The sequence below is a fragment of the Runella sp. R0.1_18 genome (assembly GCF_057652155.1).
In genome coordinates this window covers 35,904-57,148 of sequence record NZ_JBYFCK010000007.1, presented here as the reverse complement: position 1 = coordinate 57,148, position 21,245 = coordinate 35,904, and the positions used below count along the sequence as shown (strand labels likewise).

The 21,245-nt window shown below is 44.7% G+C and carries 18 protein-coding genes; 8 read left to right on the top strand and 10 right to left on the bottom strand.

Annotated features, from left to right (window positions below; translation table 11 throughout):
• The first annotated feature begins 159 nt into the window (after positions 1-159).
• Complete coding sequence (locus AC23P2_RS14095) at positions 160-1,506, top strand: APC family permease (RefSeq protein ID WP_487773802.1); 1,347 nt, start codon at positions 160-162, stop codon at positions 1,504-1,506.
• Between the two features lie 319 nt (positions 1,507-1,825).
• Here AC23P2_RS14095 and AC23P2_RS14090 read toward each other — a convergent pair whose 3' ends face one another.
• Positions 1,826-4,354 carry a family 20 glycosylhydrolase gene (locus tag AC23P2_RS14090; RefSeq protein ID WP_487773801.1) on the bottom strand — a complete coding sequence of 843 codons (2,529 nt, stop codon included), beginning with the start codon at positions 4,352-4,354 and terminating at the stop codon, positions 1,826-1,828.
• 80 nt (positions 4,355-4,434) lie between these two features.
• Here AC23P2_RS14090 and AC23P2_RS14085 point away from each other — a divergent pair, with 80 nt between their 5' ends.
• On the top strand, positions 4,435-4,890 hold the full coding sequence (locus AC23P2_RS14085; RefSeq protein WP_487773800.1) for an acetyltransferase: 456 nt from the start codon (positions 4,435-4,437) through the stop codon (positions 4,888-4,890).
• Between the two features lie 230 nt (positions 4,891-5,120).
• Here the strand turns inward: AC23P2_RS14085 and AC23P2_RS14080 are convergent, their stop codons facing one another.
• Complete coding sequence (locus tag AC23P2_RS14080) at positions 5,121-5,633, bottom strand: DinB family protein (protein WP_487773799.1); 513 nt, start codon at positions 5,631-5,633, stop codon at positions 5,121-5,123.
• Positions 5,634-5,834: 201 nt separating this feature from the next.
• Between AC23P2_RS14080 and AC23P2_RS14075 the strand changes: the two genes are divergently transcribed.
• From AC23P2_RS14075 to AC23P2_RS14065, 3 genes are all read left to right on the top strand, one after another.
• A complete protein-coding gene (locus AC23P2_RS14075) occupies positions 5,835-6,563 on the top strand; it encodes a DUF6602 domain-containing protein (RefSeq protein WP_487773798.1) in 729 nt (242 codons plus the stop codon).
• A gap of 223 nt (positions 6,564-6,786) precedes the next feature.
• On the top strand, positions 6,787-7,962 hold the full coding sequence (locus tag AC23P2_RS14070; RefSeq protein ID WP_487773797.1) for an OmpA family protein: 1,176 nt from the start codon (positions 6,787-6,789) through the stop codon (positions 7,960-7,962).
• Positions 7,959-8,867, top strand: a complete 909-nt coding sequence (locus AC23P2_RS14065; RefSeq protein ID WP_487773796.1) for a PE-PGRS family protein — start codon at positions 7,959-7,961, stop codon at positions 8,865-8,867. The genes AC23P2_RS14070 and AC23P2_RS14065 overlap by 4 nt, the downstream gene beginning before the upstream one ends.
• Before the next feature lie 72 nt (positions 8,868-8,939).
• Here AC23P2_RS14065 and AC23P2_RS14060 read toward each other — a convergent pair whose 3' ends face one another.
• The gene (locus AC23P2_RS14060; RefSeq protein ID WP_487773795.1) at positions 8,940-9,380 is read right to left on the bottom strand and encodes a VOC family protein; all 441 of its coding nucleotides are present in this window, start codon (positions 9,378-9,380) and stop codon (positions 8,940-8,942) included.
• Between the two features lie 191 nt (positions 9,381-9,571).
• The gene (locus AC23P2_RS14055; RefSeq protein WP_487773794.1) at positions 9,572-9,859 is read right to left on the bottom strand and encodes a hypothetical protein; all 288 of its coding nucleotides are present in this window, start codon (positions 9,857-9,859) and stop codon (positions 9,572-9,574) included.
• A 107-nt stretch (positions 9,860-9,966) separates the two neighbouring features.
• Between AC23P2_RS14055 and AC23P2_RS14050 the strand changes: the two genes are divergently transcribed.
• On the top strand, positions 9,967-10,719 hold the full coding sequence (locus AC23P2_RS14050) for an acyl-CoA desaturase (RefSeq protein WP_487773793.1): 753 nt from the start codon (positions 9,967-9,969) through the stop codon (positions 10,717-10,719).
• 66 nt (positions 10,720-10,785) lie between these two features.
• On the opposite strand, the gene AC23P2_RS14045 is transcribed toward AC23P2_RS14050, so the two are convergent.
• The 6 genes from AC23P2_RS14045 to AC23P2_RS14020 all read right to left on the bottom strand — a co-directional run bounded on the left by AC23P2_RS14045 (position 10,786) and on the right by AC23P2_RS14020 (position 15,870).
• The gene (locus AC23P2_RS14045; protein ID WP_487773792.1) at positions 10,786-11,667 is read right to left on the bottom strand and encodes a bifunctional 5,10-methylenetetrahydrofolate dehydrogenase/5,10-methenyltetrahydrofolate cyclohydrolase; all 882 of its coding nucleotides are present in this window, start codon (positions 11,665-11,667) and stop codon (positions 10,786-10,788) included.
• A 105-nt stretch (positions 11,668-11,772) separates the two neighbouring features.
• Positions 11,773-12,081, bottom strand: a complete 309-nt coding sequence (locus AC23P2_RS14040) for a nucleotidyltransferase family protein (RefSeq protein WP_487773791.1) — start codon at positions 12,079-12,081, stop codon at positions 11,773-11,775.
• A 6-nt stretch (positions 12,082-12,087) separates the two neighbouring features.
• The gene (locus AC23P2_RS14035; RefSeq protein WP_487773790.1) at positions 12,088-12,798 is read right to left on the bottom strand and encodes an SIR2 family NAD-dependent protein deacylase; all 711 of its coding nucleotides are present in this window, start codon (positions 12,796-12,798) and stop codon (positions 12,088-12,090) included.
• The gene (locus tag AC23P2_RS14030; protein WP_487773789.1) at positions 12,728-13,750 is read right to left on the bottom strand and encodes an alpha/beta fold hydrolase; all 1,023 of its coding nucleotides are present in this window, start codon (positions 13,748-13,750) and stop codon (positions 12,728-12,730) included. The genes AC23P2_RS14035 and AC23P2_RS14030 overlap by 71 nt, the downstream gene beginning before the upstream one ends.
• 99 nt (positions 13,751-13,849) lie before the next feature.
• Positions 13,850-15,049 (bottom strand): argininosuccinate synthase, encoded by a 1,200-nt coding sequence (gene argG / locus AC23P2_RS14025; RefSeq protein WP_487773788.1) that lies wholly within the window; start codon positions 15,047-15,049, stop codon positions 13,850-13,852.
• A gap of 113 nt (positions 15,050-15,162) precedes the next feature.
• Positions 15,163-15,870 carry a GNAT family N-acetyltransferase gene (locus AC23P2_RS14020; RefSeq protein WP_487773787.1) on the bottom strand — a complete coding sequence of 236 codons (708 nt, stop codon included), beginning with the start codon at positions 15,868-15,870 and terminating at the stop codon, positions 15,163-15,165.
• A gap of 414 nt (positions 15,871-16,284) precedes the next feature.
• Between AC23P2_RS14020 and AC23P2_RS14015 the strand changes: the two genes are divergently transcribed.
• Positions 16,285-18,984 carry a PQQ-dependent sugar dehydrogenase gene (locus AC23P2_RS14015; RefSeq protein WP_487773786.1) on the top strand — a complete coding sequence of 900 codons (2,700 nt, stop codon included), beginning with the start codon at positions 16,285-16,287 and terminating at the stop codon, positions 18,982-18,984.
• Between the two features lie 398 nt (positions 18,985-19,382).
• Complete coding sequence (locus AC23P2_RS14010) at positions 19,383-21,230, top strand: BspA family leucine-rich repeat surface protein (RefSeq protein ID WP_487773785.1); 1,848 nt, start codon at positions 19,383-19,385, stop codon at positions 21,228-21,230.
• Positions 21,231-21,245 lie beyond the last annotated feature (15 nt).

Below are 21,245 nucleotides of genomic sequence, written 5' to 3'. Positions count from 1 at the left end.
GATAATGATTCTTTGTTCAGAAGTAGTGTCCCGCAAATGTCAAAAGACGCCAAAAATTAGGCTTATTGACCTTTTTTTGCCAATTTAGCAACGGCTGCCCACTCTCCTTTTCGTTGTTGTATCTACAATAATGAAAGGAATTTCCTAAACCTCATTAAAATGCAATCAACAGACACCCAACCTAAAGACAATCAGCTGCTTAAAATTCTTGGCGTAGGCTTCGGCATTGCCGTAACCATTGGTGGAACCATCGGAACAGGAATTTTGCGAAAACCAGGCCCCATCGCCCAAGCCCTTGGCGACCCGTGGCTTATCATGGGGGTGTGGATATTGGTGAGCGTCTATGCACTTTTGGGTGTCTTATGTACCATTGAGTTAGGAGTAACTTTCCCAAAAGCAGGGGCTTGGTACGTATATGCACGGCGGGCTTTTGGAGGATACGCAGGGTTTGTGGTGGGGTTCAACAGTTGGCTGGGGACTTCGGCGGCTACAGCCTTTGGAGCATTTACCATGAGCGAATACATTGCCTTACTTCTCCCCTCTACGGCGGGTTATGAAAGCTACATGGCCACCGCCATTCTCATTGGCTTGGGTCTTTTGCATTGGGTGGGACTGCGCACCGCCAGCCGCGCACAGGAAATCATGAGTGTTGCCAAAGCCGTTGGGCTATTTGGCTTTGTGGTGATTTGTTTTGTGTATGGCAACGATGTTTCTACCACCCAAGTCGTCGAAACTACCACCAACGCCGTCGCCAAAGGCTCGTTGATTGGGTCGTTGATTTTTGCTTTACAGGCTATATTTTACACCTTCGACGGCTGGCACACGGCGGCCTATTTTGCCGAAGAAGACGCCGACCCTGCGCGTAACTTACCCAAGTCGATGATTGGAGGGCTATTGCTGATTGTCGTGATTTATTTATTGGTCAACGCAGCCATTTTATACATTTTGCCCATGCCTGTCTTACAGCAGTCCAAACTCGCCGCCGCCGATGCTATTACAATGATTTTTGGAGAACAATCGGGTAAGATAGTGACGTTTTTCTTGATGATTTCGATTTTAGGAATTGTCAATGCGCAAGTGATGTTTAACCCCCGCGTGCTGTATTCGATGAGTCGCGATGGGCTGTTTATACGCCAAGGAACACGGGTCAATGCAGGCGGTACGCCCAGCATTGCCATGCCATTGTCGGTCGCAATGGCCATTGTGTTTATCCTGAGCGGAAAAGAAGCCAGCGGAAAGCTCTCTGATATCGCCACGTTTTTCTTCGTGATTGGCTACACCTCAGGATTTGCTTCGCTGTTGTATCTCCGAAAATCCGAACCCAACATCCCCCGTCCGTGGAAAGTCCCAGGCTTCCCCGTCGTGCCGTGGATTGTCCTTATAGCCTCGGTGGCCTTTCTGATTGGTGCGGGCTTCCAAGACCCTGGCAGCAGTGTTTATGCCGTTGTGTTTTTAGTGTTGAGTTATCCGCTGTATTTGGGAGTGACGCGGTTGAATAGGGGGTAAAAGTATGTTTTAAATCAGCTTTTTTGTGACTTTTGTTTAAACAAAAGTAGTAATACAATCAGGTTGAACGCATTAAAATCTGGAGTGGCTATTCATTGCTCTAAAGGAGCTACATCTTAGTAGAAAAGTGAATCTAATCCCCTCAAATCCCTATCGGGGCGACCGACGCTCGGTGAAAGATATCACCCCGATGGGGCTTTGGAATCGTCGTTCTCCTTCCTTTTCTACTAAGATTTAGCCTCGCTGAGGCTACTTTTTTTAATGCGTTCAACCTGAACCATCAAGCCTTTTCGACTGCGTTGAGATGTACAAGTAACATTTACGGATTCACATCCACCGTACGGCTGGCACGTCCACTGGCGGTAAATACTTTCAATTTAAGGGTTTTACTCACGGGCAAAGGCTGGCTATACACCGTACTGGTTGCCGTCGGCTCGGTGCCATCGGTAGTATAGCGAATCGTCAATCCTGGCAATTGAACATTGGCTTTTACTTGGTTATTTTCAATCACGGCCCCTGCCGTTGGGATGCGATACGCATACCCGCCCGATTTATAATCCAACCGTGGCAACTCTCGCTTGCCGAGCTGATTGGCAAACACCGACCACGCTTTCTGATAGGCTTTATCGTCGTTTTTCTCCGCCCAAGTTGGCGATAGTGCCCATGCTCGTTCGGCCATTCCAAGCAGTTTTGGCAACATCATGTACTCCATCCGTTCGGGCGAATTGACGGTTTCGCTCCACAACAATCCCTGAATCCCTACGATATTTTGTTTTCCATATTCAGTCAAACGCTCTTTCCCATTAAAAATCGAACGGTCGAGGGGATTGCCCAAACGGTCTTCTTTTGAGTTTTTAAAATAGTCGTAAGGAATAAATGAAAACGGCTTATCAACATCAGTATAAGCGCCCCAATAATACCCAGGCTCATCAAACGACTTGTAATAGGCCATGTCAAAATACTGGTGCGTAACGCACGAAAGCACCACTTTGTAGCCCGCATTGGCAAGGCGATAGGCCAAGTCTTCGGCGCCCCAGCCCAACACATTGTTCCACACGTCCACCTGCACCCCTTTTCCCACAAAATCAGGATTGGGGATGACGTGATTTTTACCATCGAGCATGGTTTTGCGCATGGCTACTTCTTCCCAACCATAGACATAAAGACCGCGTTTTTGGGCTATATCAATCACTTTTCCGTAGAAATAGTACCAAAGGTCGTCGGTTGATTGAATACTCGGATTGTCACGACGCAACTGCTGTACCGCAGGCGATTGCGTCCATACCCCTCCTGGCACTTCGTCGCCACCATAATGAATCGTTTCCAAAGGCGCGTTGGCATCACGGTACATGGCCACAATTTCGTCGGTCACTTTTTCCAAAAAACGGTAAGTCGAGGGCATCGCTACGTTCATCACGTTGTCGTTCCATGACTGCACCGAACGATATACTGAGCGATCGGACGGGTCGTGAAGGAGGTATTTTTCGGCTTCCTCTTTTTGCCCTTGTGCCATTTTTTGCGAATAACGCGCTTTCATGGCGACCACGGCCGCGCGGGCATGACCTGGTGCTTCAATTTCGGGGATTACTTTGATGTGACGAGTCGTGGCATAGCGCAACAGTTCTAAGAAATCTTGGCGGCTATAATAGCCCGTGCCTGCGTTTTGGGAAGCATCAGGACCTGAGCCAAATGCAGGTTGAAGCAGTTTGAGCGGATCGGTTCCGTGGCCGCGCACTGCCCCAATTTGTGTCAGTTCGGGCAACGACGGGATTTCCAAACGCCAACCTTCATCGTCCGAAAAATGCAAATGCAGCACGTTAAGTTTGTAGGAAGCCATCAAATCGAGCAACTTCATCACTTGTGCTTTTGAGTGGAAATTCCGAGCTACATCGAGCATAATCGCACGGTGTCCAAAACGCGGCTGGTCGCTCACTTCTACGCCCGTTACCAACAAACTTGGCTGGGTTTTGCCCCAGGCAGTCGGTGGTAACAGCGCCAACAACGACTGTACGCCATAAAAAGCACCCGCAGGATCGGCAGCAATGATTTCAATCCCGTTCGGGTTCACGACCAGTCGGTAAGCTTCGCTGGGCATCGTTTCTTCCTTGAATACAATCCCTGTCGTTAGTTTTTCGGTCGAAAACGCCAAGGGTGCTCCCAAAATGGAAGAAAGTTGACTACCCAAATAACTAGCTTCATTACGAAATTTGTCAGGAACAGAAAGGACGGTTTGAGCAGAAATGACAAACGGGCCACCTCGCTCACGGTATTGTTGCGGACTTGGCAGAATTTTCGGCAACTCTTTTTCGGATATTTCTTCCGTCGCTTTGTTTTGATTGTAAATCATCTCGGGCGTAATGAGCCCTAATTTATCTCCTGCAAAACGCTGGTATTGACGGGGTTGGGTAGAAGGCTTTATGGAATAATCGGTCAATGGGTAACCGCGTTCGGGCTGTTGATCCCACACCCAATACAAACCCGCAGGTGCATCGGTAAAGTTGACCACCCACGCCGACGAAATAAACGAAACCACGGTAGAAGCCCCCGCTTTTAGCCCCTGAAACGCCGCCGTAGGCACCAATTGAAACAAGTCACCGTTGATATGCCGAATGGTAAAATCGGGAGAAACGGTGGTGTCAATGGTACGAACGTTATTAAAAAACAAACTCCAACCCGATTTGGGAAGGGCTTTTTTAGACGTATTTGTAAACGTAAACGAAGTCAACGAAGCGGTTTTACCTTTGTGGTTATTTTCCACAATTTCCCAGCTGATTTTCAGGGAAGGAGCCGTTAATTGAGCCCGCGATGATATTGCCACTAAAAACAAGAGAAAAACGAACAGACGCATAAGTGAGACGAAGTGGTTAGGAACAGAAAAGATAAGCTGCAAAAATAGTCGTACTTTTATAAAAAACACATTCGATTTGTATGCTTTCCTTTTCAAACCCTGTTACTATTGAATTAGCGCAACCATCCGATTTTGCCGAAATCGTCGAAGTATGGGAAGCCTCGGTACGTGCCACGCATCATTTTTTACCAGAATCTGACATTCAATACTTCAAGCCGCTGATTCTCAACGAGTACCTCAAAGCCGTACACTTGGAATGTATTCGTAATTTGGAGGGAGCTATTGTGGGTTTTATGGGTGTACACGACGATAGTCTCGAAATGCTTTTCATCCATCCCAACGCTCGCGGGCAAGGCTTGGGCAAAGTGTTTGTTGCTCACGCCGTCAAGGACTTAGGTGTAAAACGAGTCGATGTCAACGAGCAAAATCCGCAAGCAGTAGGTTTTTACGAACGCATGGGGTTTCAAGTCATTAGCCGCTCCGAAACCGATGGCTTGGGCAAACCCTATCCGATTTTGCACATGAAACTATTTTAAGAATGTCGAAGGTAGAGTGCAGAATGTCGAATAGTAGGTAAATGTCGAGAACAACCCTCTACACGACAGAGTTTTTCTACTCGACATTCTGCATTCGACAATTTGAATTTGACATTCTGCACTCTGCATTCGACACTTATTTATTCGAGTAGTGTGCCAAGGGTTGCTCACAAACCGCCCGATGTAACAAATAGGAGTTAAAAACTGGAAACATTAAACCCGAAACTCAATCAACCCTTAACCACCGCCACTGTCACGAGCAATTGGCCGACGTGCCGCTGCGTGTGTTCGGCGGCGTGGAAAAGAAGCCCAAGCACCGTCGATGGAATTTGCGCCCGTCCTACCCCACGTTGTTCGAGCAAGGTAGCTTCGTCGGTAGCAATCAGTTGGGTAAGGGCTTTGTCGATTTGTCGGCTAAAATGCTGAAAAAGCTCTTCAAACGACGCTTGCCCAGCCTGCGGTTTTCCTTCATTGGCCAGCCATTCGAGTTGCGAAGGATTAAGCATTTCGCCTTTGGCGTACGTAAAAAGTCGATCCAATACCCCCGTAAGGTGCTGTAAATGAAACCCTACCGAAGCCATTTCGGAAGGACGCTCCCATAATTTTTCATTGGCAAAATCAGTGCCCATTTTTTCAACCTCTTCACGGGCCTGTAGAAGCGCATGGGCAACGGGTTGTAGTAAAGCGGGAATTTCGGGTAATGGCCCACGTAGCCACACTTCAAGGGTTGAGGCAGGTTTCATAATAAAAGATTGAGTTAATGCATCAAATTAAGAACAAAGAACTTTCGGATACAACACATTTGTTATATATTTACAATAAATATGTTGCAAAATGGCCCACAAAACTTGTAATATTTTTAAAATACTACAAATTAAAACCAAATACACGAATAAAATATAACCCTAACATCTATTCATTTCTTTACAATAAACTTCAATAATATGGCAAACGATTCATACAGAAATCGGCTTATATCTTCAATAAGATTTGCTTATGAAGAATATAAAAACTCAAACAATATTAATCATTCGGGGCTTCAGGGTAGAATTAGAGAAATTGCATTAAATAATCTTTTCAAGCCTTTACTTATCGACTCAATAGCTATTGGGACAGGGAAAATAATAGATAGTAATTCTAGTCAATCTCACGAGACTGATTTAATAATCTACAATAAAAATATTTTACCTCCTTTATTTTACAATGATTTTAATGGACTATTCCCAATTGAAAGCTGTCTATATACTATAGAAGTTAAAAGTACTAGTTCAGTAAAGAATATAAAGGATGCTATTTCTAAAACTGATTATCTCATCAATAATTTACAATTTTCTAGAGATTATCATAATATAGGTGTTAAAAATATCATTCCTGTTTACTTTGCATTTAGTTCAGACTTATCAGGCACTAATAAAACCGAAATAGACAGATATATTGAACATGACAAATATGCTTTAAATTGCCCTATTATAAAAGCTATATGTATTATTGGGCAAGGTTATTGGTATTACGACATTAATTATAAAAATTGGATATTTCATCCTCCAACCCAGGAATTTGATGAAGTTATAGACTTTTTATCTGGTATCCTAAATACTATTCCTAAAATCTCTATCTCTCGATTCTCAACTAGTATTGGCGAATACTTAATGGATAAACGCCTAATAAGATAATTCCAACTTTAGGATATCGTTAAAAACTAATAAAATGAAAATTATTTATAAAATAATTTTCATTCACCATATTATACACAAAGTATGTCATTTTAGCAAAAACTAATTCAATAGACAAATTGTACTCTACTAAAATACTATAATTTATATATACTAGACATTAGCAAAAAACAAATCAGTTTCACTACTTTTGGCATAATATTCACCCTTTCCACTCTAGCCCATGCGTTTCACTATCCTGTGTTTATGGTGTATTGTTGCGTTGTTGTCGAGCGTGCAAGCTCAGAGGACTGCCGTTTATCGTTTTGAAAACTCGTTTGAAGAAGAATCAGGTAAATTCCCAAAACTCAAGGTGTTGGGTCAAGAAGGTACATTTCAAAACGAAAAACTTCCCGAACTCAAAAACCTCCAACGTACCGTTTATGTATTCGACAAAAACTGTGGTTTACAGTTTGACAACCGTGCCGCCAATGGTTTCCTGAGCGGTTCATATACCATTGAGATTTACTTCCGATTTACCACCTTGGACAGCTGGAAACGAGTCATTGATTTTAAAAATCGTAAATCTGATAATGGATGCTATATCTTCTACGGCAAGCTCAATTTTTACAATTTTGCCGTAGGCACCAAAGCCCCCGTCAACCCCAACGAATATACCCACTACGTGGTGGCACGGGATGCCAGAACGAACCAGCTTAAAATGTACGTGGACGGGGAGTCGAAAGTTGAATTTACTGACCGTTTTTCCCAAGGCATCATCGACGAAGACGGCGTACTCAACTTTTTCTTTGATGACCTTATCGTCAAAGACGAAGCCAGTGACGGAGCTGTAGCGATGATTAAATTGTACGACTACGTGGTTGACCCCGCTAGCATCAAGCGTGATTTTCAGCTGCTTGAAGAAAAAATCAGCCAACCCTTGGTTGTAAACGCCCCTACTCCCGTTGCCCCTCAGCCCGTGGTTTCTCCGCCTCTTCCAAAAGAAACTCCCAAAGAAAATGCGCCCGAAACTCCCAAAAACTATACTTCACTAGACAACAAAAACGTTTCAGTTGGGAAAGCAATCGTATTGCAGAACCTACGTTTTGCCCAAAGCAAGCCCGAATTGCTGCCAGAGTCGAATGCAGAATTGGATAACTTGGTCAAATTTATGCAAGAACATCCAACGGCTCACATCGAACTCCAAGGCCACACCGACAACCGTGGCGATTTTGATTTGAACCTAGCCTTGTCTCGTCAGCGGGTTGAAGTGGTGAAGGCATTTTTGGTAAAAAAAGGAATTGCCGCGAATCGAATTACGGGGAAAGGGTTTGGGTCAAGTCGGCCGATTGCCAACAACAACCGTGAGGAAACTCGCCAACTCAACCGCCGCGTAGAGTTGGTTATTACAAAACTTTGAAAACAACTGCCGTGAATAAACTTTGTTATTTAGTAAGTATCTGCGCCTTTTTAATGATTTCGTGCGAAAAACCGACACCTACGCCTGGCGAGCCTACGGAGCTGTCCGATGTTTTTTCGGATACTCCCACCGCTAACCCTGTCTCACCCGCCGAGGAGCTTGACGAAGCGTCAGGATTGGCCGATAGCAAAAAACAACCAGGTTTTCTTTGGACGCACGAAGATGCCGCCTCGCCTGACCGCATTTATTTACTTGATCGTCAGGGTAAAATTGTCGCTACTTACACCACGCCATTTATCAATTACGACTGGGAAGACATGGCAGTAGGCCCAGGCCCCGACGCCAATGAATCCTACATTTATCTAGCTGACATCGGTGACAATGGCAACGTTAGAGACATCAAACAAATCTACCGTTTTCCTGAGCCTAGTACATTTACTTCTACAATCACTAATTTTGATTGGATTCGTTTTCGCTTTCCCGATGGGGCTTATGATGCCGAAACGTTACTGCTTGACCCTTTGACAAAAGATATTTACGTCGTCACCAAGTGGCTTACCAACGCCCGTGTGTATCGCTTGGCTTACCCCCAATCTACTACAGAAGTTATCACTGCCGAAAAAGTAGGAGAAATGACCGTCGGAGCAGATTTAACGGGCGGGGCCATTTCAACCATTGGTACCGAAGTAATCGTACGGGGCTATACCGCCATTTATTATTGGAAACGTAAAGCTACCGAAACTGTAGGCGAAGTGCTGCTTCGCGCCCCTACCAAAAGCTTGCCGTACATTTTTGAACCTCAAGGCGAAGCGGTTTGTTTTGACATCAACAATAAAGGCTACTTTACCCTCAGCGAACGCCGAAATGTCCCATCGGTCAACTTGTATTTTTATGCGAGGAAATAAGCTGTAAAGGCGTTCAGGTTTTGAGAAACCTGAAGCACATTCGACATTTTGCACTCGCCCCTCGACATTCCCCTAGGGTTTCCACTCATTGAGTTCGACCAAATAGCCATCAGGGTCGGGTACATAAATTTGAATCACTCCATCGAAGCGCGTTTGTTTGTGAAAAGGGAGCTTAAGCCGCGTTAGGTACGCCTCTGCCTTTTCCATTGAGGCCACAAAAATGGCAAAATGACTACCGTTTCGGTCGTTAACTACGGGTTGTGTACGACCTGCCAACAGGTGAATTTGTTGGTCAGTGCCAATTTTAAACCACGCCCGAATCGCCTTTAAATTGTCGGGCACTTCAATGCGTTCTAATTGCAACACTTCCCCATAAAACTTCGCACTCGCCTGCAAATCGGCCACTTGAAGGGCTAAATGGTTATGCTTGACAATCCCAATTTTATCTTGTGAAAACCCTGAGAAAGATACCGAAAACAAGAGCACAGCGAAACAAAAAAAGAGATACTTCATGGGAAATGAATGGTAAAAAAGTGGGTCAATAGGTTCTATTCTCCAAAAGTATCTTTTTACTTGCATTTACCTACAGCGCTTCTTCTGGTTGTGAGCAACCAAAAGCACAGGCTAATGTTGATTGCAGAGTTTAGAATGTCGAATGTGGCATTTCTATTCGACATTCTAAACTCTGCATTCGACATTCTAACTCACAGCCACATTTTTACCAATTCTTCCCATTCTTTTTCCAATGAATACGACGGCATTTCGGCACGGGCACGACGGTACCAGTAGCCTGCGTTCCATTGGTCTCCTTCTCTGCGGTGCAAATACGCGTGCAGGCGGTCATAGTCGCGCGTACCTTCTTTCGCTTGAGCAATGTCATGCGCTTCCTCCCATTGCCCCATGGCATCATACCACAAGGCCCTCACCAAAATTGGACAATCAGCAGGTGGCTCTGCCAACGAAAGGCTTTGTTTAAAATCGTTGAATGTCATTTTTCAAGAAGTTTTAAAAAACAAAGAAACCTGATTTTTCTCATCTTTTCTTCCAAACCCTCCCGATACTTTTGTGGTAGTGTAGTTTAAATTCATTTTTTCCGTTTATGTATATTCTTGTGTTTTTTGTAGCCCACTGGTATTTGTCTCTCTTGATGCAAACCTTTTTCTTGCACCGTTACGCTGCTCATAAAATGTTTACAATGAGCCCGTTTTGGGAAAAATTCTTTTACACGCTTACATTTATCTTTCAGGGCTCTTCGTTTTTGAGTCCGTATGCGTATGGGGTGATGCACCGCTTGCACCATGCCTACGCCGACACCGAAGAGGACCCTCACTCACCGAGTTTTTCGTCGAGTCTTTTTGACATGATGTGGAAAACGAAGAATTATTACAACAACATCTTGCACCGTGAAGACCAAATTCCTGCCAAATTTAAGAAGGATGTCCCCCATTGGCAGTTCATGGAACGTCTTGGCGATTATTGGATTATTCGTATCGGTTGGGGAGTTTTGTACACGCTGTTTTACATCAAATTTGCGACAGCTTGGTGGATGTTTTTGTTGTTGCCCATTCACTTTTTGATGGGGCCTGTCCACGGCGTCATCATCAATTGGTACGCGCACAAATACGGTTATACCAATTTCAAGGTAAACGATACAGCCAGAAATCTCCTTCCTTTTGACTTTTTGATGATGGGCGAATCGTACCACAACAACCACCACAAACTGGGAGGAAGGGCCAATTTTGGCGTAAAATGGCATGAGTTTGACCCTACCTATCCGTTCATTTTATTCCTGAACGCAACGGGTATCATCAAACTCAAGCGAAACAATGATTTGAATTATATGCCTAGCTAAGGGCTGTTATTGGTTGATTGGTTAACGGTTATCTGTAGTAATTAACCGTTAACCAATCCTCAACCCTTACTTAAAAATGGCTTTTTTGGAAGCCAAAAGGGTATTGGTCATCAAGCCACAGATGGTCATTAACCCTACTCCGCCTGGTACGGGAGTAATAAAGCTTGACTTGGGAGCTACTTCATCAAATTTGACATCGCCTTTAATGGCAAAGCCGCTTTTTTTAGATTCATCCACCACGCGGGTAATACCTACGTCAATCACAACAGCACCTTCATTTACGTAATCAGCCGTGATAAACTCAGGACGTCCCAAGGCGGCAATCAAAATATCAGCACTCTGACAAACCTCTTTTAAGTTGTGCGTACGGCTGTGGCAAATCGTCACGGTAGCGTTACCTGGGGTGGTATTACGTTGCATCAAAATACTCATCGGAAGCCCCACAATCTGGCTACGTCCTACTACTACGCAGTGCTTGCCAGCAGTGTCGATGTTGTAGCGCTTGAGCATCTCCAAAATCCCAAACGGGGTAGCCGAAATGTAGGCAGGTAAGCCCTTACACATCCGACCGACGTTGATGGGATGAAAGCCGTCCACGTCTTTTTCAGGGGCTACTGCTTCCATCACCGTATTTTCTGAAATATGCGAAGGAAGCGGCAATTGCACAATAAAACCGTCAATATCGGCATCGTTGTTGAGAGCTTCGATATGCGTGAGTAATTCCGCTTCTGAAGTGGTTTCGGGCAAACGCACGAGTGTTGACTTAAACCCAACTTCTTCACAGCTTTTGATTTTGGATGCTACGTAGGTTTCGCTTGCGCCGTTATTTCCTACCAAAATCGCGGCCAAATGAGGCGTTTTTCCGCCTTCCGCTTTGATTTTATCTACTTCTACTTTAATCTCGGCTTTTACCTGCGCCGACAGGGCCTTTCCGTCTAAAAGTTGCATTTTGTATGATTGATTCTTAACTGTTCAATAACTGCTGTACTTCTACCTTTAAAATGGGAAGATAATTGATGATTATCGCCCAGATATTGACTGGCTCAATTGATTTTATTGTCCATACACTAATTCCCTCGTGTTCAACACTTCTTTGATAAAGTAAGGATTTTTGAGCGAATTTTCTGTCAACAAATCAACTTCCCTTTTGAGAACTACTTTTAAAGCATCATACAGAGACCACCATAATTCTCCTTTTTCTAGTGGTTCAATTTCTTCTTCAAATGATATTAAAAAATCAATATCACTCTCATCGTTGAGGTTTTCAGTGGCTCCTGAGCCAAACACGTAGGCTCTTTCAACCTTGTGTGCCTGAAAAATTGTTTTTAACTGAAATAAATTATCCTTTACGAGACGATTCATAGCTTTTCACAAAAACTCTTTCAGCAACATCTCCTTCAACAACTCCATACCCACCGTTGCTTTTTCGGGAATAAACGTGACGTACTTGGAGCTCCCAGCCAGCTCTGGCGTTTTGGGGTCAACCACAAAAATCGGCACACGGGGACGAACGTAGTACACCAAGCCCGCCGCAGGATACACCACCAACGACGTCCCAACTACCACAAAAATATCGGCTTGCTCAGTCAGTTCAACAGCGGGTTCCATCATCGGTACTTCTTCGTGAAACCACACAATGTTGGGGCGTAGTTGGCTGCCAAGTTCGCATTTGTCACCTAAATTCAATTCCCACCCCTTCATGTCATACACCAAACGGGGATTTTTGGTACTGCGCGACTGGAACAGTTCTCCGTGTAAATGCAATACTTTGGTAGAACCTGCTTTTTCGTGCAAATTATCGACGTTTTGGGTAATAATCTGAACGTCAAAGTGTTGCTCTAACTCCGCCAAAATCAAATGAGCAGCGTTAGGCTCGACAGAAAGTGCCTGCTTGCGGCGTTCGTTATAAAAATCAAGTACTAACTGCGGGTTTTTGCGCCAGCCCTCGGGCGTGGCTACGTCCTCAATGCTATAGCCCTCCCACAATCCATCCGAATCGCGAAAGGTTTTAATACCGCTTTCGGCGCTGATACCCGCGCCTGACAGGACGACTAACTTTTTTTTGGGCGACGATGACATTCGTTTCGGGGATAAATGATTGTAAGAACGAATTTACTTTTGCGTAAAACACCGCAGGATTATCCAACCAAGGGAAATGATGCGCTCGGTCAATCACCGCAATGGATGCCGTAGGCAGTGCTTTTTTCCAGTAATTTGCCAATCCGCTGAGATTGAATCGTTGTCGCGATAATACCACCATGACGGGGATTCCGCGTTGGCGAATACTCGTAACACAATCAAACGGATTAGGAACAAATTTACTACTTACCCTGCTCTTTATGTCGATATTCTGAATTTTTTCGTACAAAAACCCTGCCGCTATGGGCTCATGAAGGGTATCGTGTACGTAAGTGGCAGCCTGAAAACCCATGATGGCTTTGGCGCGTGCTACTGAATCGGGAGCAATTGCCTGAAGGTGCTGTTGTAGTTTTTCAAATCGGCGATTAATGACTTCTTGCGACAGCATTCCTGAAAAACCATAGTCCTCGTGCGTATCAAAATACACATCTGAGCTATTGGGTAAGGTCGTCATCGACACGGGATTCACAAGAATAAGCTGTCCCAAATGCGAACCCGCTTGCGACGCATACGCACAGGCAATTTTAGCCCCAAAACCGTGCGCTATCACCGACCATTTCGGGATACGCAACACCATTCGGAGGGCTTCAATATCGGCCACTGCTTTGTTGAAATTAACCGTTGAGTCACTGATGTAGGGAAAACGACTTTTGCCCGTTGCGCGCGGGTCGTAGAAGACAACACGGTTGGTTTCCGATAGCTTTTGGACGAGCTCTTTTAAGTAGCTCGACGAATTTCCCACGTCGCTAACGACGAGGACAGGATTGCCACTACCTACTATTTTGAAGTACAAATTAGCACCGCTATTACAGATAGCCCACCCTTCGTTTTGAGCCCTACTCTCTAACACTACCAACAAAAACGCGATTATAAAGGGTAAAGCTTTTCTCATGCGACACTTGAGATTCTCGTTATCCGTTATTGGTTATCTGTTACTAGAAACCCCTTTAAGGGGGTAACTAATAACAGATTACTTTTCACACCTAACGAATTACTGATTCAACTCACTAATTTTCTGATAAATCATCACTTGGTTAGAGGCTACTTTGGCAAAACCACGAACGTCGTCTCCTGTCCAAGCGTTGTTCATTTCGCCGTAGCTACCAAACACCGACGACATCAAATCGTATTTTGATTCAATGCCTTCAACGTGGAAACGGTACGGTGCCAAATGAACGTGTACCAATCCCGAAACATGCGCTTGGGTATCGGCCAAAAATGTCTCGATGTTGCGCATTACAGGCTCCATAAATTGGCCTTTGTGCAACAGGCTTCCGTACCAGTTGGCCAATTGTTCTTTCCAATATAGTTGTTGCTCGCTCAGTACGTGTTTTTCCAACGTGTGGTGCGCTTTGATAATCACCAACGGCGCCGCTGCTTCAAAACCAACGCGTCCTTTGATACCAATGATGGTGTCACCTACGTGGATGTCACGTCCGATACCGAAAGGCGCTGCGATTTCGGTCAATTTTTGAATCACTTCTACCGCGCTCATTGCTTCGCCGTTGAGCGAGCAAAGTTCTCCTTTTTCAAAGCCCAACGTAACACGTTCAGCCTCGGTTTTGCTTACTTGCGTTGGGAACGCGCTTTCTGGCAAGTAGTTATTTGAAGTCAAGGTTTCTTTTCCACCTACCGATGTTCCCCACAAACCCTTATTGATAGAATACGCTGCTTTATGCCATTCTTGATCAACTCCTTTTGACTTTAAGTATTCGATTTCGGCTTCGCGTGAAAGGCGCATGTCGCGAATCGGAGTGATGATTTCGGCTTCAGGCATGATGATGCGGAACGCCATGTCGAAACGCACTTGGTCGTTTCCTGCGCCTGTACTTCCGTGGGCAATGGCTGCTGCGCCAATTTCCTTGGCAAACTCAGCTGCTGCAATGGCCTGAAAAATACGCTCGGCACTCACCGAAAGTGGGTACGTGTTATTTTTCAGAATATTTCCAAAAATCAAGTATTTGATACACTCATCGTAGTAAGCCGCTGTTTTTGAGATAGTCGCGTGCGACTTTACACCCAACGAATACGCACGAGCTTCGATGGCTTTCAGTTCTTCATCCGAAAAACCTCCAGTATCGACCAATACCGAGTGAACTTCGTAGCCTTTGTCTTCTGACAAATATTTGACACAAAACGAGGTATCAAGACCTCCACTAAATGCTAAAACAACTTTCTTTTTTTCTGACATCGGTGGTAAATACAATTAGTTGCCGCAAAGTTAAGATAATCTAAGGAAGGTTACTAAAAAAATAAACCCGCTGACCTTAACGCCAGCGGGTTAGTATGCAAGGTAGGCTTAACCTACGCCACTTCTAATTCTTGTTGACGATGACGTGCTTTTGCCTCTCTGATTTCGCGTTGTAGCAACACGCGTTGTTTGAGGCGCATCCAACGTTCGTACAATTTTGACTCTTTCAAGAAATTCCAAGGTGCTTTTTTACCACTTTTATGTACAACTTGCGGGTCGTACATCATCCCTGTACACAAGCAGTTTTTACGATTGGTACGCGTGAGTACGTCGTAGTTGACACAGCTAGAACAGCCTTTCCAGAACGCGTCATCGGCAGGCAGCTCGCTGAAAGTCACAGGCTCATAGCCCAAATCCGAGTTGATTTTCATCACAGCAAGGCTCGTAGTGATACCAATGATTTTGGCGTCTGGATATTTCACCCGCGACAGTTCAAATGCTTTGCGCTTAATCGCCTTTGCAATACCACTTTTACGGTGGTCAGGATGAACGATAAGCCCCGAGTTAGCCACAAATTTGCCATGTTCCCAGGTTTCGATGTAGCAAAAACCTACCCACTCACCCAAAAGCGTAGTGGCGATGATTGCCTTACCCTCGGCCATTTTCTCGCGGATGTAAACTGGAGAGCGTTTGGCAATCCCTGTTCCGCGTTGTTTGGCGCTTTCTTCCATCTCTTTGCAGATGGTTTCGGCGAGGTCAAAATGTTTTTCTTCGGCTGTTTCTACAATGTATTGGTCAGATACGATTTCGATGTTTGACATTGTCGTTTAGTCAGGATTAAATCCTCTGCGGAGACAAATAATCCGCTTTGGTGTTGAAAATTGATGATTTGGGGAAAAGATGCGAAGTATGTTTACCACATAGGCAAACGGAGATTATTGTGTCCTTTCGGACCTACAAGTAAATGGCGTAGTGTGTGCGCAGCGAGTATGTGAGAGCGTTTTGGCCACTTTTGTGATTTTGTTTTTGAAAAAAACGTGACAAATATCGGTTAAATTGTATGAACTGTGCAAGAAAAGAACGAATTATTTTTTTCGATAGTTCATTTTACTTCCTACATCGTACTATATACAATTTCTTAATAATTTGTAAAACTTGTAAGTCAGCAAATTAGTTTATTCAATAGGCGTACTTTATAAGGTAACACAATACAAATTTTCATTTTAAACTACATTATGAAGCTATTTTTTGGGTCACAGTCATCCTTGGTGCTATCAACTTGCTTGTTGGTAGCAGCGGTGACAACCTCTGCCGTGGGACAAACGTCCACCCTGCCCGAGGAAAATCGTTTTACCAAAAACATTCTACTTGAAAAGCTCGACGAACCCACCGAGCTTGTGGTACTGGAAGACCAGCGCGTACTCTTAACCGAGCGTAAAGGGAAAGTAAAATTGTTCAACCCCAAAAAACCGAACTCGTACAAAGTAGTAGCCAATCTACCCGTGTACATTCTACAAGAATACGGCTTGATGGGCATTAACGTTGACCCCAACTTTAAAGAAAACAAATGGGTGTATTTGTACTACTCTCCCGTATCGACCGAAGCTGACACTTCACAGCGATTGGTACGAATGAAATATGACACCGAAAAAGACACCCTGCTTCCTAGTACTGAGCAGGTACTTTTGCGTGTTCCAGTAAAACGCACCGACTGCTGCCATACGGGCGGGTCGATTGCATGGGACAAACAAGGAAATTTGTACCTCTCCACAGGCGACGACATCAACCCTTTCGGAAATGATGGCTACGGCGCGCTCGACGGGCGCCCTGGTCGTGCCAATTGGGATGGTCGCTCGACGTCTTCCAACACCAACGACCTCCGAGGTAAAGTACTTCGCATCAAGCCTCGTCCTGAAGGTGGGTATGACATTCCAGCGGGTAACTTATTCCCCGCAGGTACGGCGAAAACCCGTCCAGAGATTTATACCATGGGAACACGTAACCCGTACCGTATTTCGGTGGACCAGCGTACCAACTATTTGTACTGGGGTGATGTAGGCCCTGACGCAGGCAACGACAGCCCAACGCGTGGGTCAAGAGGTTATGATGAAGTAAACCAAGCCCGTAAAGCGGGGTATTTTGGCTATCCATTGTTTATTGGTGATAACCGCCCTTACAATCGTTATGACATGGGCACGAAGGTATCAGGCGAACGTTTTGACCCGCTCAAGCCCATCAACGACTCTCCGCACAACACAGGTATCACCGAATTACCCCCTGCGCAAAAAGCGTTCATTTTTTATCCTTACGCCGATTCCCCTGAGTTTGGACCAATCGTGGGTAAAGGCGGTCGTAATGCCATGGCAGGGCCTGTTTACTACTACGACGATTATCCAGAAACCGACGTAAAATTCCCTCGCCATTACGACGGTAAGCTGTTTGCCTACGAATGGATTCGCGACTGGATTCACCCCGTGACCATGACCAAAGACGGTGACTTTGTGAAAATGGAAGAGTTTATGCCAAGCACTAAATTTAGCCACCCCATTGATATGCAGTTTGCTGTGGATGGGTCGCTTTATGTGCTCGAATACGGAAACACTTGGTTTGCCCAAAACGATGACTCTCGCCTATCGCGCATCACGTACAACGCTGGCAATCGCAAGCCATTGGCCGTAGCGAGTGTGCAGAAAAAAGCAGGAGCTGCACCTATGAAAGCTGAATTTTCTTCAAAGGGTACTATTGATTACGACGGTGACCCACTCAAGTACGAATGGACATTTGGCAAAGGTTTACCCAAGAGTTCAGTAGCTAACCCAACATTTACGTACACAAAACCTGGCATTTACACCGCTACCCTCAAAGTAACCGATAGCAAAGGCAACGTAAGTAGCAGCAATGTGGAGGTAAAAGTAGGAAATGAGCCACCAAAAATAGAAGTAGCTTTGGCAGGTAACAAATCGTTTTACTGGGAAAATAAACCCGTAGCGTACGAAGTGAAAGTTTCGGACAAAGAAGATGGAAGTTTGGCCAACCAAAAAATCAACCCTGAAGACGTAACCGTAACGGTAGATTACTTGGAAGGTTTTGATAAAACGATCTTAGCGCAAGGCCACCAAGCCAACTTAGGCGTAGCGACGGGCAAACGCTTGATGGATTTGTCGGATTGTAAAGCGTGCCACGATGTAGTAAAAAAATCAATCGGGCCTGCGTATCGTGACGTGGCGAAGAAATACAAAGGACAGCGCGACATTGAAAGCCGTTTGGCCGATAAAATCATCAACGGTGGCGGCGGCGTATGGGGCGAACAAGCCATGAGCGCTCACCCACAAATCAAGAAAGAAGAAGCCAAAGAAATCGTGAAGTATATCATGTCGTTGGGCAACGAAAAAGGCCCCGACAAAAAACCTGTGAAAGGTGAGTACGTAACGGCTTCGAAGCAAAAAGAAGGGTCGTACATTTTCCGAGCTAGTTACACCGACAAGGGTAATCCTGTCGTTGGCCCGCAAACTTCTACCAGCACAGTAGCTTTGCGTCCTGCCAAATTGAAAGCAACTTGGAACGATGAAGCCAAAGACGCCACGACGGTTGAGCTTCCAACAAAATCGGAAGTGCTGGCCCCTGTGAAAAATGGTAGCTACGCACTCTACAAAGACGTGGACTTAACAGGTGTGAGCAGTTTGTCGTGCATGGTTTATGCCAGCCCCGACCGCACCGTAGGCGGTACGATCGAAGTACGTTTGGATAGTCCAACGGGTGCTTTGATTGGCCAGACCGAAGTATCAAACAGCCAAATGGGGGCTGTTACGTTATCGCTCCGCAAACCCGACAACAAAGTACATAACTTGTATTTGGTTTTCACGACCACCAAATCGGTGCCTGAAGGCAATGGTTTGTTTGGCGTAGAATGGCTTCAATTTAACGCAGGGCAATAATTTTGTTAGCCGTTATTCGTTAATGTTAACCGTTTTGCCGTGGGGCTGGTTGTAAGCAACCAGCCCCATTGTTTTTATCCTTCTCCTGATTTCTCCCCCAAAACTAAAAACGTTGCGCCTCTATCGAGGCTACTTTAAATTTCTCAAAAGCTTTGCTACACCACTACAAATCAGCATCTTACTCAACAAATCCATGCACTAAATAATAAAAATATACTCAAAGAAAACAAATAAATGAATAGCCATTTTTTTAGGGATACAATGTTTTACTTACCCTAACTTTTCTTTTCTTTGATAATTAATTAACTCATTCATAGACTCAGGCTCTGAAGCATACCTATCCAGAACATACATTTTTACACTTTTGCAATTATTTTCTTGAGCGATTACTATTTATTATGCAGAAAATTCTACTTCAATTCCTGACTATTTTTTCATTTGCTTGGGCTACTCTCCTGCACTCTGCCCAAGCCCAAAGTAGCCCCTTCATCACCCGTTGGGATTTATCAAAACCAGGTGGCGCCGCCACTACTTTGACATTTGGCGTAGCCACCGCTGGTACCGTAAGTTACACTTGGCAGCAGGTGGGTAGCACCGCCTCTGGCAGCGGTACATTTAGCGGAAGTACACTCACCATCACAAATTTACCTGCCAATGCCATCATCGACCTAAGCATTGACCCCGTTAATTTCCAAAGAATCAATATCAATTACGGTACAAGCCGCCAACGCCTCATCGAAATAAAGCAATGGGGTACAGTAGCTTGGAGCAGTATGCAGAAGGCATTTTACGGTTGCTCGAACATGGCACTTACAGCCACTGATGTACCCAACTTTACAGCCGTTACCAATATGGGTTATATGTTTAGCGATTGTTATGTCTTTAACCAATCGGTAAGTCATTTCAATACCGCAGCCGTTACTAATATGGAGGGAATGTTTTCTGGCTGTCGTGCCTTTAATCAATCGGTAAGCAATTTTAATACCGCAGCCGTTACTAATATGTACGGTATGTTTTCTGGTTGTACAGTTTTTAACCAATCGGTCAGCAGTTTTAATACTGCCGCTGTTACTAAGATGAGTTTTATGTTTGTTGGTTGCAGCTCCTTTAATCAATCAGTAAGCAATTTTAATACTGAAAAAGTTATTAATATGTATGCTATGTTTCAAGGTTGTAATGTCTTTAATCAATCGGTGAGCAATTTTGACACTAAAAATGTAACTAATATGAGGTCTATATTTTCTGGTTGTAGTAACTTTAATCAATTGGTGAGCAATTTTAATACTAAAAATGTGACTAATATGTATGAAATGTTTAGGGACTGCCGTACATTTAACCAATCGGTGAGAAATTTTAATACTGAAAAGGTGACCGATATGAGTTTAATGTTTTATGGTTGTAACACCTTTAACCAGTCGGTGAGCAATTTTAATACTGAAAAAGTTACTAGTATGTATGCTATGTTTAGTGGTTGTAGCGCCTTTAATCAATCGGTGAGCAATTTTAATATTGAAAATGTCTCCTATATGTTCAATATGTTTGCAGGTTGTAGTACCTTTAATCAAAGTTTGGCTGCTTGGGGTAGTCAACTTAATGCTAATGTGAACCTCACTGGCTTTTTGGATAACTGCGGCATGAGTGTAGCTAACTACGATGCTACGCTCACGGCTTTTGCGGCAGGCTCGGTAACGGGTAGAGATATGGGCGCTTCAAATCTTAAGTACTGCAATGCAGAAACAGCCCGCACGCTCCTTACTACACCCGTCGCCTCGGGGGGAAAGGGCTGGAGCATTTCGGGGGATTCTAAAAACTGCACTATCCCAGCGGTCATTACCATTAGCCCCGAGCAGCCCGCTATTTGTCCAGGAACTTCCATCACCCTCACAGCGAGTGGATGCACAGGTACCATCACTTGGCGGGGTGGAGAAAGTCCGCAAACGGGGGCTTCAATCACTGTCAGTCCTGCGCTTACTACTTCCTATTCAGCCAATTGCAGCACGGGTGGTACGGAAACCGTTACGGTGAAGGTCGCAAATAATGCCCTCGCCGTTGGCTACAATGTAGTCACCGAGAAGGAGCGGTTTAAGGCATTAACTACCCTTACTTCCGACAAAAAAGTGGGCAATGTCAATTTTACGCCTAGCGCTCATGTCAGCTTTGAAGCTGGCAATTCCATCACCTTGCTCCCTGGCTTTTCCGCCGAAAAAACCAGTACGTTTCTGGCCGAAATAAAAGGCTGCCAATAAAGTAGTGAGACATTG

Coding starts and splice junctions, on each gene's coding strand:
- AC23P2_RS14070 (WP_487773797.1), top strand. CDS start 6,787: ATGCGTTTCACTATCCTGTGTTTATGGTGTATTGTTGCGTTGTTGTCG.
- AC23P2_RS14040 (WP_487773791.1), bottom strand. CDS start 12,081: ATGAATCGTCTCGTAAAGGATAATTTATTTCAGTTAAAAACAATTTTT.
- AC23P2_RS14035 (WP_487773790.1), bottom strand. CDS start 12,798: ATGTCATCGTCGCCCAAAAAAAAGTTAGTCGTCCTGTCAGGCGCGGGT.
- AC23P2_RS14015 (WP_487773786.1), top strand. CDS start 16,285: ATGAAGCTATTTTTTGGGTCACAGTCATCCTTGGTGCTATCAACTTGC.
- AC23P2_RS14050 (WP_487773793.1), top strand. CDS start 9,967: ATGTATATTCTTGTGTTTTTTGTAGCCCACTGGTATTTGTCTCTCTTG.
- AC23P2_RS14095 (WP_487773802.1), top strand. CDS start 160: ATGCAATCAACAGACACCCAACCTAAAGACAATCAGCTGCTTAAAATT.
- argG (WP_487773788.1), bottom strand. CDS start 15,049: ATGTCAGAAAAAAAGAAAGTTGTTTTAGCATTTAGTGGAGGTCTTGAT.
- AC23P2_RS14085 (WP_487773800.1), top strand. CDS start 4,435: ATGCTTTCCTTTTCAAACCCTGTTACTATTGAATTAGCGCAACCATCC.
- AC23P2_RS14060 (WP_487773795.1), bottom strand. CDS start 9,380: ATGAAGTATCTCTTTTTTTGTTTCGCTGTGCTCTTGTTTTCGGTATCT.
- AC23P2_RS14055 (WP_487773794.1), bottom strand. CDS start 9,859: ATGACATTCAACGATTTTAAACAAAGCCTTTCGTTGGCAGAGCCACCT.
- AC23P2_RS14045 (WP_487773792.1), bottom strand. CDS start 11,667: ATGCAACTTTTAGACGGAAAGGCCCTGTCGGCGCAGGTAAAAGCCGAG.
- AC23P2_RS14090 (WP_487773801.1), bottom strand. CDS start 4,354: ATGCGTCTGTTCGTTTTTCTCTTGTTTTTAGTGGCAATATCATCGCGG.
- AC23P2_RS14020 (WP_487773787.1), bottom strand. CDS start 15,870: ATGTCAAACATCGAAATCGTATCTGACCAATACATTGTAGAAACAGCC.
- AC23P2_RS14030 (WP_487773789.1), bottom strand. CDS start 13,750: ATGAGAAAAGCTTTACCCTTTATAATCGCGTTTTTGTTGGTAGTGTTA.
- AC23P2_RS14010 (WP_487773785.1), top strand. CDS start 19,383: ATGCAGAAAATTCTACTTCAATTCCTGACTATTTTTTCATTTGCTTGG.
- AC23P2_RS14075 (WP_487773798.1), top strand. CDS start 5,835: ATGGCAAACGATTCATACAGAAATCGGCTTATATCTTCAATAAGATTT.
- AC23P2_RS14080 (WP_487773799.1), bottom strand. CDS start 5,633: ATGAAACCTGCCTCAACCCTTGAAGTGTGGCTACGTGGGCCATTACCC.